Annotated in this window: 9 protein-coding genes and 1 pseudogene; 7 read left to right on the top strand and 3 right to left on the bottom strand. The window is 64.2% G+C overall.

The window, feature by feature from the left end; genetic code table 11:
* Positions 1-244: 244 nt before the first annotated feature.
* The 5 genes from VMJ11_RS18295 to VMJ11_RS18275 all read left to right on the top strand — a co-directional run bounded on the left by VMJ11_RS18295 (position 245) and on the right by VMJ11_RS18275 (position 5440).
* Positions 245-1426: an acetyl-CoA C-acetyltransferase gene (locus VMJ11_RS18295; protein WP_325620806.1), complete on the top strand. Its 1182-nt coding sequence runs from the start codon at positions 245-247 to the stop codon at positions 1424-1426.
* Positions 1427-1665: 239 nt separating this feature from the next.
* Positions 1666-2415, top strand: coding sequence for an acetoacetyl-CoA reductase (gene phbB, locus VMJ11_RS18290; protein WP_325620805.1), 750 nt, complete (start codon positions 1666-1668; stop codon positions 2413-2415).
* Between the two features lie 217 nt (positions 2416-2632).
* On the top strand, positions 2633-2869 hold the full coding sequence (locus VMJ11_RS18285) for a hypothetical protein (RefSeq protein ID WP_325620804.1): 237 nt from the start codon (positions 2633-2635) through the stop codon (positions 2867-2869).
* Positions 2866-4338 carry a circularly permuted type 2 ATP-grasp protein gene (locus VMJ11_RS18280; RefSeq protein ID WP_325620803.1) on the top strand — a complete coding sequence of 491 codons (1473 nt, stop codon included), beginning with the start codon at positions 2866-2868 and terminating at the stop codon, positions 4336-4338. Before VMJ11_RS18285 ends, VMJ11_RS18280 begins: the two co-directional genes overlap by 4 nt.
* A gap of 55 nt (positions 4339-4393) precedes the next feature.
* Positions 4394-5440: an alpha-E domain-containing protein gene (locus VMJ11_RS18275; protein ID WP_325620802.1), complete on the top strand. Its 1047-nt coding sequence runs from the start codon at positions 4394-4396 to the stop codon at positions 5438-5440.
* Positions 5441-5453: 13 nt separating this feature from the next.
* Here VMJ11_RS18275 and VMJ11_RS18270 read toward each other — a convergent pair whose 3' ends face one another.
* Together VMJ11_RS18270 and VMJ11_RS18265 are read right to left on the bottom strand one after the other, a co-directional pair.
* A complete protein-coding gene (locus VMJ11_RS18270) occupies positions 5454-5654 on the bottom strand; it encodes a hypothetical protein (protein WP_325620801.1) in 201 nt (66 codons plus the stop codon).
* A 453-nt stretch (positions 5655-6107) separates the two neighbouring features.
* Positions 6108-7158 (bottom strand): annotated as a pseudogene (locus tag VMJ11_RS18265) (zinc-binding metallopeptidase family protein); the annotation flags it as partial.
* Between the two features lie 249 nt (positions 7159-7407).
* Here VMJ11_RS18265 and VMJ11_RS18260 point away from each other — a divergent pair.
* Positions 7408-10887, top strand: a complete 3480-nt coding sequence (locus VMJ11_RS18260; protein WP_325620800.1) for a transglutaminase family protein — start codon at positions 7408-7410, stop codon at positions 10885-10887.
* A 295-nt stretch (positions 10888-11182) separates the two neighbouring features.
* On the opposite strand, the gene VMJ11_RS34510 is transcribed toward VMJ11_RS18260, so the two are convergent.
* Positions 11183-11413 (bottom strand): HNH endonuclease, encoded by a 231-nt coding sequence (locus VMJ11_RS34510; protein ID WP_414694426.1) that lies wholly within the window; start codon positions 11411-11413, stop codon positions 11183-11185.
* Positions 11414-11500: 87 nt separating this feature from the next.
* Between VMJ11_RS34510 and VMJ11_RS18255 the strand changes: the two genes are divergently transcribed.
* On the top strand, positions 11501-11953 hold a 453-nt coding region (locus tag VMJ11_RS18255), incomplete at its 3' end, for an LrgB family protein (protein ID WP_325620799.1).

Here is an 11953-nt window from a genome sequence, read left to right as displayed (position 1 = left end):
CCTGGTCACTCACACCGAGTGCCTCACAGACGATCTTTGGCTTATCGCCACGAGCGAGCATCAAAAGGCCAGTGGCGCGTCTGCGCGAGTTCTTGAACCGGTGATTGATCGCCATCTCCTGCAATGTGATCTCCTCCGCCTAATCAAGCTTCACTCGGCACTTCATCGTCACCTCGGTCCTTGGGAAAAACCCAGGCTACCGAAATCCAAGCAGTTTTACCAGGACCACTTATAAGGAGCTGGAATGAGTGAAGTTGTGATCGTATCGGCTGCACGTACGGCTGTCGGCAAATTCGGCGGGTCGCTGGCGAAGATCGCCGCGCCTGAACTGGGCGCAACGGTGATCCGTGCCGTTCTTGAACACGCGGGCCTGAAGCCAGAGCAGATCAGCGAAGTCATTCTGGGTCAGGTGCTGACAGCCGGCTCCGGCCAGAATCCGGCCCGCCAGTCGCTGATCAAGGCAGGGCTACCGTCGGCGGTGCCGGGCTTGACGATCAACAAGGTCTGCGGCTCAGGCCTGAAGGCCGTGATGCTTGCGGCCAATGCGATCATTGCCGGCGACGCGGACATCGTTGTCGCGGGTGGCCAGGAAAACATGAGCGCCGCACCGCACGTGCTGCCGGGTTCGCGCGATGGGTTCCGCATGGGCGATGCGAAGCTGATCGACAGCATGATCGTCGACGGTCTGTGGGACGTGTACAACCAGTATCACATGGGCGTCACCGCAGAGAATGTCGCGAAGGAATATGGCATTACCCGAGAGGAGCAGGATGCGTTCGCCGCCTTGTCGCAGAAGAAGGCGGAAGCCGCACAGAAGACCGGGCGTTTCGATGCTGAAATCGTCCCCGTCGAGATTCCCCAGCGCAAGGGCGAGCCGCTGCGTTTCGCCACCGACGAGTTCGTGCGCCAAGGCGTGACGGCCGAATCGCTGGCGGGCCTGAAGCCGGCCTTCTCGAAGGAAGGGACTGTGACGGCTGCGAATGCATCGGGCTTGAACGACGGTGCGGCTGCGGTGGTGGTGATGTCGGCAAAGAAGGCCGAAGCGCTCGGTCTGACGCCGCTCGCACGTATCAAGGCGTACGCCCACGCCGGCGTCGATCCGAAGGTGATGGGCATGGGCCCGGTACCGGCGTCGCGCCGCTGTCTGGAGCGCGCGGGCTGGAGCCCGGAGGATCTCGACCTGATGGAGATCAACGAGGCGTTCGCTGCGCAGGCGCTCGCCGTGCACAAGCAGATGGGCTGGGACACGTCGAAGGTCAACGTGAACGGCGGCGCGATTGCAATCGGCCATCCGATCGGCGCGTCCGGCTGCCGCATCCTCGTCACGCTGCTGCACGAAATGCAGAAGCGCGATGCGAAGAAGGGGCTGGCGTCGCTGTGCATCGGCGGCGGCATGGGCGTGGCGCTCGCCGTCGAGCGCGTCTAATTCTAATCATCCAGTCGATATGAAGCGGTGCGTATGCGACGCATATTCTGGCCCGCATACGAACCGCACTTCATTCGCGCGATATCAGAGGTCAACAAAAATCCGCGCGACTTGAGCAATGCTGAGTCCTTTACCTTCGGCTCAGGCCCGAGGTGGAAACGCATTGCGACAAGCCCGGTGGCATCGCTAGCTGTGGTGCCACCGGAAATTTTCGACTTTCGCAGACAACAGGACCATAGATGAATAGTGTAACGAAGCGAATCGCAGTAGTGACAGGCGGGATGGGCGGCCTTGGAGAAGCGATCAGCATGAAACTGCATGAGGCGGGCTATGCGGTGGTCGTCACGTATTCACCGGGCAACACCGGTGCAGATGACTGGCTGGCCAGAATGGAATCTCAACGCTACAAGTTTCGCGCCTACCCCGTGGACGTGGCCGACTATGACTCGTGCCAGCGCTGTGCGGCGAAGATCCAGGCTGAAGTGGGTCCGGTCGCCATTCTCGTGAACAACGCGGGTGTCACACGGGACATGACGCTTAAAAAGCTGGATAAGGTCAACTGGGACGCGGTCATCCGGACCAATCTGGATTCGGTCTTCAACATGAGCAAGCCATTGTGCGAAGACATGGTCGCGCGCGGCTGGGGCCGGATTATCAATATTTCGTCGGTCAACGGTTCGAAGGGCGCCATCGGCCAGACCAACTACGCGGCGGCCAAGGCTGGCATGCATGGCTTCACCAAGTCGCTGGCGCTGGAGGTGGCGCGCAAGGGCGTAACCGTCAACACCGTTTCGCCGGGGTATCTCGCCACCAGAATGGTGACGGCGATTCCGCAGGAAATCCTGGATACGAAGATCCTGCCGCAGATTCCGGCCGGTCGTCTCGGCAAGCCGGAGGAGGTGGCATCGCTGGTCGTCTATCTGTGCTCCGACGACGCCGGCTTTGTGACGGGGTCCAATATCGCAATCAACGGCGGCCAGCATATGTAGTGAGGCGACGCAGCGCGTCAACGCTCACATCACATTGACCATTCCGCGCGAGGTCTGCTGCGTCGTACGCAGCAGACCCTACGGGGTGCGTACATGTCATGCCGTCCGATCGGGTTGCCTGACGCCAGCATGACGTAGTGCAAGTGTGGCAGCCCTCACGGCCCTGGCATCGTTGGGGGAGTGCGCGATACCACTGACTTTCCGGGAGGAAACCGGCATGAGCGAAACGTGGATGGGGCTGGTGATCGGATGCTCGGCGCTTGCTATCGCGCTGCCAGCGGTGGTGGCCCACTATCGCCGTGAAAGACATCGGGCGCGGCTGCTTCGGCACCTAAATCATCATGAGTGGTGCAACTGGTTGCGGGTTTCACTCGAGCGCAAACGGGATGTGAAGAAGCGGTGCAGCGTGGGCGCGAGGGAGCGGTTCGAGGGTTGTGAAAAGGGCGACAAATGACGCAAGTTTTTTTCAACGAAATGTTCGAGCGCTGCGATCTGCAGGCAGGCGGCGTATCGGCGGCAGCGTTTCGCAGTGCGTGCGATACGCGCACGCATTATCGCGAGTTCATCGACTGGCTGAGCGCGCAGAGCGACCAGCAGATCCGCAACAAGCGCGCGGAGGCGGACCTGAATTTACGGCGCGTCGGGATCACCTTCTCGGTGTATGGCGCGAAGGACGAGCCGTGCGCCGATCCGGAGCGGACGATTCCCTTCGACGTGATCCCGCGCATCTTTCCCGCCGCCGAATGGGCCGCGCTCGAGCGCGGGCTGCGACAGCGGGTGAATGCGCTGAACCGATTCATCCACGACGTCTATCACGAGCAAGAGATCATCCACGCGGGCATCATCCCGGCTGCGCAGATCCTCGACAACGCGCAGTACCGGCCCGAGATGAACGGCGTGAACGTGGTGCGCGACATCTACGCGCACATCGCGGGCATCGACATCGTGCGGGCGGGGCAGGGCGAGTTCTACGTGCTGGAGGACAACCTGCGCGTGCCCTCCGGCGTGTCGTACATGCTCGAGAACCGCAAGATGATGATGCGGCTCTTCCCCGATCTCTTTTCGCGCAACCGCGTGGCGCCCGTCGCGCACTATCCGGACCTGCTGCTCGACGCTCTGCGCGCGGCAGCACCCGAAGGTTCCGACAACCCGAGCATCGTCGTGCTCACGCCGGGCATGTACAACTCCGCGTACTTCGAGCATGCGTTTCTCGCGCAACAGATGGGCGTGGAACTGGTGGAGGGGCAGGAACTGTTCGTCGAGGACGACTACGTGTACATGCGCACCACGCAGGGGCCGCAGCGCGTGGATGTGATCTATCGCCGCATCGACGACGACTTTCTCGACCCGCTCGTGTTCCGCCCGGATTCGGCGCTCGGCGTGCTGGGCCTGATTTCGGCGTATCGCGCGGGCAACGTGTCGCTCTGCAACGCGGTCGGCACCGGCATCGCCGACGACAAGTCGATCTACCCGTACGTCCCCGACATGATCCGGTTCTACCTCAGCGAGGAGCCGATCCTGAACAATGTGCCGACTTGGATGTGCCGCAAGCCTGACGACCTGAAGCACGTGCTCGATCATCTGCCCGAGCTCGTCGTCAAGGAGACGCACGGCGCGGGCGGCTACGGCATGCTGGTCGGTCCGGCGTCGAGCGCGGCCGAGATCGAAGCGTTTCGCGCGGCGCTCGTCGCCAACCCGGACAAGTACATCGCACAGCCGACGCTTGCGCTCTCCACGTGCCCGACCTACGTCGAAGCCGGCATCGCGCCGCGCCACATCGACTTGCGCCCGTTCGTGCTGTCGGGCCACGATGTCCGCATGGTGCCGGGTGGCCTCACGCGCGTCGCACTGCGCGAAGGCTCGCTCGTGGTGAATTCGTCGCAGGGAGGCGGCACGAAGGACACTTGGGTGCTCGAGCGCTGAAGCCCGCCGCACATCGACGAGAAGCAACTAGAAGCAACAAGAACCGGGAGCACCCATGCTGAGCCGTACCGCGGATCATCTCTTCTGGATGGCGCGCTATACCGAGCGCGCCGAGAACACAGCCCGGATGCTCGACGCGAATTACCAGTTGTCGCTCCTGCCGCAATCCGACGAATACGCGGAACTCGGCTGGCGCGCGATGCTGTCGATCTCCGAGCTGAGCGGCGTCTATACCGCCGCGCATCAGGGCATGAAAGGCCGCGACGTGATCGATTTCATGGCGTGCGATTCGTCGAATCCGTCATCGATCGTAAGCTGCCTGCGCGCCGCGCGCGAGAACGCGCGCGCCGTGCGCAGCTCGACGAACAGCGAGCTGTGGGAAAGCCTCAACACGACCTGGCTCGAATGCCAGCGCCTGCTCGCCGACGGCATCCTGGAGCGCGACCCGTACGCATTCTTCGAGTGGGTCAAGTTCCGCTCGCACCTGTCGCGCGGCGTGCAGCTTGGCACGCTCGTGAAGGACGACGCGTTCTGGTTCATGCGCCTCGGCACGTTCATCGAGCGCGCCGACAACACCGCGCGCATCCTCGACGTGAAGTTCGAGATGCTCGAGCATCGCGCCGACACTTCCGCCCAACCGTTCGACTACTACCACTGGTCCGCCGTGCTGCGCTCCGTGTCGGGCTTCGAGGTGTACCGCAAGGTGTATCGCGACGTCATCACGCCGGAGCGCGTCGCAGGTCTCCTGATCCTGTACGACGACTGGCCGCGCTCGCTCGCGGCGAGCATCGCGGAGGTGGAGCAGCTGATCGACCGCGTGACGAACGGGCGCGCCAGCGAAACGGCGCGGCTCGCCGCGCAACTGTCCGCCGAACTGCGTGACGGCCGGATCCAGGACATCCTCAAGGGCGGGCTGCACGCATACCTCGTCGATTTCCTCGTGCGTGTGAACGACCTGGCGAGCCGCATCAGCCGCGACTTCCTCGTGCCGCTCGCGCCGCAGAAGTCGGCCACGCAGACGCAGTCCGGCGCGAGCCAGACGCAGACGGCCTGCGAAGCGGCCCGCTCGAGCGCATCGGTTGCCGGGTCGTGTATGCGATGAAGGCGAAGCACGCTCACTGCGGCTCGCACACCACCCGGAAGCGGGTCAGGGGCGACGTGCCGAAAGTGTTGCTGATCGCGACGTCAGCGGCGTCGCGCCCGCGCGCCATCAGGATGCGTCCGGTTTGCGGCGCGTCGTTGCGCGAGTCGAAGGTCTGCCATGTGTTGCCGAGGAGGTCGGTTTCGCAGTAGCGGCTGCCGAGCAGGAACTGCATTTACTCGTCGGGCATTTCCTCGATCGAATGCTGGTAGCCGTCGGGCTCGGGCAGTTCGGGGCCGGGCGGCACGTCGAACACCGCGACGGACGAGAGCGTCAGCTCGGCCGCCGGCGCGGCGAGCCGCGTGCAGAGATTGCCGAACGAGTCGCAGTATTGCCGCAGCGGGACGAACGGGCCGGTGTCGACGTGCTCCGGCACGATCACGTCCCGCGCGCGGGAGAAGTGCGTGTTGAGCATCAGCAGCATCGACGTGGGCTGCGCACACTGATACACGAGTTCATAACCAACACGGAGTTTCATCGGTTTGACGTTTCCCGGGTGTACAACCTCCACATTGCGAAGTTCGGAAGGACGGCAGTTCGCGCCTGCCACCATCGGGCGCCTGTGCGCGGCCGGAGGGTCCGTCGCCGCGGGCTCGCTGATTTGCTTCCGCATCGGTTCGTCCGGCGTGGCGGCACTGACGATCACCTTATGAACGAAACGCAGCTTGTCAATCACCCTCGGCGCGAGCGTGAGCGGGGAGGCATCGGCAACGCCGAGGCTGCAGTTCAGACTGTTCAGCGCATGGGTCAGCGGAAACCAGCGTTTCATCAGGTTGTCGAAGGTCTCGTTCTCGATCGGCGTGCTGTCGGTGAGGGGCGGCTCGTTGTGCGCATCCGGGTTCAGTTCGAGCCCGCAGGCGGCGGCCGTGTCGATCGTGTCGACGATATGAAGGTAGTGCGCCCACGTCTACGCCCAGTCCTGCCACGGATGGGTCGTCGCGTAGGCGCTCACGTACGACTTGTCCCGGTCGGCGGGCGGCCCTTCTTCGTAGTGCGCCTGAAGCGCCTTGGCGAAGTCGACGCGCTCGTCGCCGAACATTTTGCGACACGGCTCCTCCCACTTCGTCCCCGTGGCGAGCCGGTCGAAGTAGTAGTGGCCTATCTCGTGCCGGAAATGCCGGAGCAGCGTGCAGTACGGCTCGCCCATTTCCGCGCGGGTCCGCTCGCGGTAAGCGTCGTCCGCTTCCGCGATGTTCATAGTGATGAGGCCGTTTTCGTGCCCGGTGAGGATCTTCTCGCCGACGCCGCCGTCCTCCATGAACTCGAACTGCAGGCCCGTTTCGGGGTCGGCGCTTGCGCGAGTCCCCACGTGCAGCCCGAGCGCGGCGAGCGCGGAAAAGAGGCGGCGCTTCGCCGAGGCGATATCAGTACACGCGGTTCTCGGGGCGCGACAGGTTCGGAATCGTGTGGCTCAGGCTGCACGCGGGGCACAGGACGTCGGCGGAATGGGCGGGCAGCATCCAGTTGCACACGTTCTCGACCGCGTAGTTGTTGCACTGCTTGTAGAGCGCGCCGTCTGCAGACGCGTGCAGGTTGCGGCAGAGGCCCTCGCCGGCAGGCTCGAACGCACATACCTCCGCCAGTTCCGGGACGTAGCCGAGCAGGGCGTCGCAGGACTCGCATTTCACGTTTTCGAAGAAGACGTGCTGTTCGCATCGATCGCAATGAAGCGCTTTCATGCTGGGCAGTGGAAGAAGACAAGGACAGACCCGAACCCTTCAGCGAGCGACGTGCCATTCACGCCCATGACGGGTCGTGCGGCGTCGCGCAGACAGGTTCACGTAAGCGAGGCTGGTGTTTCCGGCCGGTGGACGGGCGCGGCGTACTTTGTGCCGTGCCCAAATTGTCCGCCGCTTGACCCGACGTACAATCCGCGCGATGGCGGCAACGGCATCGTCTTGAAGATCTCATTCGTCCAGGAGCTAGGTGTGTCTATCCGCGTTGCGCTGAACCACATTACACACTATCGTTACGACCACCTCGTCGCACTGGGACCCCAGCTCGTGCGGCTGCGGCCCGCACCGCATTGCCGCACGCCCGTGCTGTCGTATTCGATGCGGGTCGAGCCGGCCGATCACTTCATCAACTGGCAGCAGGATGCGTTCGCAAACTACCAGGCGCGGCTCGTCTTTCCCGAGAAGACGCGCGAACTGAAGATCACGGTCGATCTCGTCGTGGAAATGGCGGTGTACAACCCGTTCGATTTCTTCCTCGAGCCGCACGCCGAGAAATTCCCATTCACCTACGAAGCGCATCTCGCAACGGAACTCGCGCCGTATCTCGTCAAAGCGGCGATGACGCCGCGCCTCGCGCAGTTCGTCGCGAGCATCGACAGGACGCCGATGGGCACCACCGACTTCCTGGTGGACCTGAACCAGCGTCTGCAGCGCGAGATTGCCTACGTGATCCGCATGGAACCCGGCGTGCAGACGCCAGAGGAAACGCTTGAGAAGGCGCTCGGCTCGTGCCGCGATACGAGCTGGCTGCTCGTGCAGATCCTGCGGCAACTGGGGCTCGCCGCGCGTTTCGTGTCCGGCTATCTGATGCAGCTGACGCCGGACCAGCCGGCGCTCGACGGCCCGTGCGGCGCCGAGGTGGACTTCACCGACCTGCACGCGTGGTGCGAGGTCTACCTGCCGGGCGCGGGCTGGATCGGCTTCGATCCGACGTCGGGGCTGCTCGCCGGGGAGGGGCACATTCCCGTCGCGTGCACGCCCGAGCCGGGCAGCGCCGCGCCGATTTCAGGCGCCGTCGACGAGAGCCAGGTCGAGTTCGAGCACCACATGTCGGTGCAGCGCGTGCTGGAGACGCCGCGCGTGACCAAGCCCTACACCGAAGAGGTCTGGGCCGCGGTGCAGTCGATGGGCACGCAGGTGGACAGCCGCCTCGCCGAGATGGACGTGCGCCTCACGATGGGCGGGGAGCCGACGTTCGTCGCGGTGCGCGACCGCGACGCGGCGGAATGGAACACCGACGCGCTCGGGCCGACCAAGCGCGGCTACGCGGTGGCGCTGATGGACAAGCTGCGCGCGCGCTACGGGCAGGGCGGCTTCCTGCATCTCGGCCAGGGCAAGTGGTATCCGGGCGAGCAGTTGCCGCGCTGGGCGATGTCGCTGTTCTGGCGCGCCGACGGCGAGCCGATCTGGAGCGATCCGGCGCGCTTCGCGGACGAGCGCGATCCCGGCCACTATACGCCGGAGGACGCGGAGCGGTTCCTCACGCACCTGACGAAGAAGCTCGGCCTCGACCCGGCGCATATCCAGCCGGGCTACGAGGACACGTTCTACTACCTGTGGCGCGAGCGGCGGCTACCCGTGAACGTCGACCCGTTCGAGTCGGAACTGGACGACGAAATGGAGCGCGTGCGCCTGCGCCGTGTGTTCGACGCGGGCCTCTCGACCGTGACGGGCTATGTGCTGCCGATCACGCGCGAGCGCGACCTGCCGATGCAGGAGCCGAGCTGGGTGAGCGGCCCGTGGTTCTTCCGCGACGACCGCATGTACCTGATCCCGGGCGACTCGCCGATGGGCTACCGGCTGCCGCTCGAATCGCTTCCGTGGGTCAACAAAGGCGACTATCCGTACCAGCATCCGCATGACCCGTTCTCGCCGCCCGTGCCGTTGCGCTCGGCGGCGCAGTTGCGGATGCAATATGCGGGCGGCGGGCTCGGGCAGGGCGATGCGGGCGCGGCGGAAGGCATGCCGGGAGCGGCTGCGGACGGCACCGGCGAGGGCGCGCAGGGTGCCGCGGCGGCCGGCGGACTGGCTTCGGCGGTGGCAGAGCCACAGCGCCCGCCGGTGCGAGGCGAGTCCGCGTCGTGGATCCGCCGCACGGCGCTTTGCGTCGAAACGCGCGATCCGGCCCGCGCGGCGGGGCCGAAAGTGGAAGCCGAAAACTTCGGCAGCGGCAAGAGCCTCTTGCACGTGTTCATGCCCCCGCTCACCGAACTCGACGACTACCTCGACCTGATCGCGGCCGTCGAGGCGACCGCCGCCGACCTGCAGATGAAGGTGATCGTGGAAGGCTATCCGCCGCCTCGCGACGTGCGCCTGAAAGTGCTGCAGGTCACGCCGGACCCGGGCGTGATCGAGGTGAACATCCATCCAGCGGTGAACTGGGACCAGCTCGTCGATCACACCGAGTACCTGTACCAGTCGGCGCACGAGACCTATCTGAGCACCGAGAAGTTCATGACCGACGGGCGCCACACCGGCACGGGCGGCGGCAATCACTTCGTGCTCGGCGGGGCGACGCCCGGCGACAGCCCGTTCCTGAGGCGGCCCGACCTGCTCGCGAGCCTGATTGGCTACTTCATCAACCATCCGTCGCTGTCGTACCTGTTCTCGGGCCTCTTTCTCGGGCCGACGAGCCAGGCGCCGCGCGTCGACGAAGCGCGCAACGACCAGTTGTACGAGATCGAGATCGCGTTCAACGAACTGCAGCGGCAACTCGACCGGCTCGGCGGGCGCGACAGCGCGCAACTGCTGCCGTGGCAGATCGACCGCTCGCTGCGCAACCTGCTGATCGACGTGACCGGCAACACGCACCGCGCCGAGTTCTGCATCGACAAGCTCTATTCCCCCGACGGCCCGAATGGGCGCCTCGGCCTGCTGGAATTGCGCGGCTTCGAAATGCCGCCGCATGCGCGCATGAGCCTCGTGCAGCAACTGCTGCTGCGCGCGCTCGTCGCGCGTTTCTGGGAAAAGCCGTACACCACGCGCCTCACGCGCTGGGGCACGGAACTGCACGACCGGTTCTTGCTCGGCACGTTCATCCGGATGGATTTCGAGGACGTGATCGCCGAACTGAACGAAGCCGGATTCGCGTTCGATACCGAGTGGTTCGCGCCGCATTTCGAGTTCCGCTTCCCGCTCGTCGGGGCGATCCAGACGAGCGGCATCGAACTGACGGTGAGAAACGCGCTTGAGCCGTGGCACGTGATGGGCGAGGAAAACGCGCCGGGCGGGACGGTGCGCTATGTCGATTCGTCGGTGGAGCGGCTGGAAGTGCACGTGCTCGGCCTGAACGACAACCGCCACGTTGTGACGGTGAATGGCGTGCCGCTGCCGCTTCAACCCACCGGCCGCGCGAGCGAGCACGTCGCCGGGGTGCGCTTTCGGGCGTGGGCGCAGCCGTCGGCGCTGCATCCGTCGATCGGCGTCGATGCGCCGCTCACGTTCGACGTCGTTGATACATGGAGCACCCGGTCGATCGGCGGATGCCGGTATCATGTATCCCATCCGGGCGGGCGCAGCTACGCGACCTTCCCGGTCAACGCCTATGAGGCGGAGAGCCGGCGGCGCGCGCGTTTCTTCAAGACCGGCCATACGCCGGGGCGCGTCGAGGTGAAGGACCGGCAGCGCAGCCTCGAGTTTCCGTTCACGCTAGATCTGCGCCGCAGGAAATAGATTCTCAAACTAAAACCGGTGAAACCTGCCCGTCAACTGGTTGCGGGTTTCACTTGAGCGCAAACGGGATGTGAAGAAACGGTGCAGCGTGGGCGTGCGCAGGAGCGGTTCGAGGGTAGTGAAAAGGGCGACAGTTACGTATTTTGTCGATAGCTTTTCAGGATTGCATATCAAATTGACGTGACGCCCCATGGCACGGATCGCCATCGTCATGGTGTTTGGATCAGCGCTGATCGTCAGCAGTAGTGCCGCAGGTTGTCGGGTAGCTGGACGCGGTCACCCGCTTCCAGCCCCCTCAGAACCGTGCATGGGTCTTTCGATCCACACGGCTCAAGCCTCTGCAAAGGCATCTTTCGTCACCCGGTTTCACAACTGTATTTCCGGCAGAATAATGATTTCTACGGCAATTGAGATGGTGCATCTGAAGGTTGCCTGCGGCATCCGACCCGCCCTCGGCTCTCTTCACAATATGACGAACATCCCAGGGGGTGGCCTTTGTGATGGGTTCCTGGCAGGTCGAGCACATGCCATCCTGCCCTCGCCAAACACGGTAAAACTTCGCACGGCCTTTTGATGAGTTCTGCATTTTCGTGGCCCATCGGGACTCGAAGTAATGCTCCCAGTCGCGTTCGCCGTTCCCATCTACGAATACCGCGACACTGTGCGGCGAAACAGGTTAGCGCTGTCCATTGGCGTATGCGTAGGCATGACCGTGGCGCTGGTGAGCTCGCTGTTGCTGGCCCGCGCATTTCATTTCGACCACCAGGTGGCACGAAGCCTGATGGCGCGCTCCATTTCCACCCCGTTCGCCATGGCGCTAGCCGGTAAGACAGGCGGATCACCCGAACTCGTCGCCTTGTTCATCATGATCACCGGATTGGTCGGCATGATTGCAGGGGATGTCATCCTTTCTGTTTTGCGACTGCGCTCCCCACTTGCCCACGGCGCCTCGTTCGGCGCAGCAGCGTACGGCTTCGGCACCCCGCGCTCGAGAGCGCAGTACCGAAGAACGAGTAATCGCAAGCTTGACGATGGTCCTTTGCGGAGTGCTGATGGTCGTCGTTGG

Origin of the sequence: Paraburkholderia sp., assembly GCF_035501035.1 — a bacterium.
Classification (GTDB): domain Bacteria; phylum Pseudomonadota; class Gammaproteobacteria; order Burkholderiales; family Burkholderiaceae; genus Paraburkholderia.
Note: the sequence above shows the minus strand (reverse complement) of the source record. Positions and strands in the feature narration are given on the sequence as shown.

What these genes read in the sequence shown, in the direction of transcription:
- VMJ11_RS18295 (WP_325620806.1), top strand. Translation starts at nt 245, where the DNA reads ATGAGTGAAGTTGTGATCGTATCGGCTGCACGTACGGCTGTCGGCAAA.
- phbB (WP_325620805.1), top strand. Translation starts at nt 1,666, where the DNA reads ATGAATAGTGTAACGAAGCGAATCGCAGTAGTGACAGGCGGGATGGGC.
- VMJ11_RS18285 (WP_325620804.1), top strand. Translation starts at nt 2,633, where the DNA reads ATGAGCGAAACGTGGATGGGGCTGGTGATCGGATGCTCGGCGCTTGCT.
- VMJ11_RS18280 (WP_325620803.1), top strand. Translation starts at nt 2,866, where the DNA reads ATGACGCAAGTTTTTTTCAACGAAATGTTCGAGCGCTGCGATCTGCAG.
- VMJ11_RS18275 (WP_325620802.1), top strand. Translation starts at nt 4,394, where the DNA reads ATGCTGAGCCGTACCGCGGATCATCTCTTCTGGATGGCGCGCTATACC.
- VMJ11_RS18270 (WP_325620801.1), bottom strand. Translation starts at nt 5,654, where the DNA reads ATGCAGTTCCTGCTCGGCAGCCGCTACTGCGAAACCGACCTCCTCGGC.
- VMJ11_RS34510 (WP_414694426.1), bottom strand. Translation starts at nt 11,413, where the DNA reads ATGTGCTCGACCTGCCAGGAACCCATCACAAAGGCCACCCCCTGGGAT.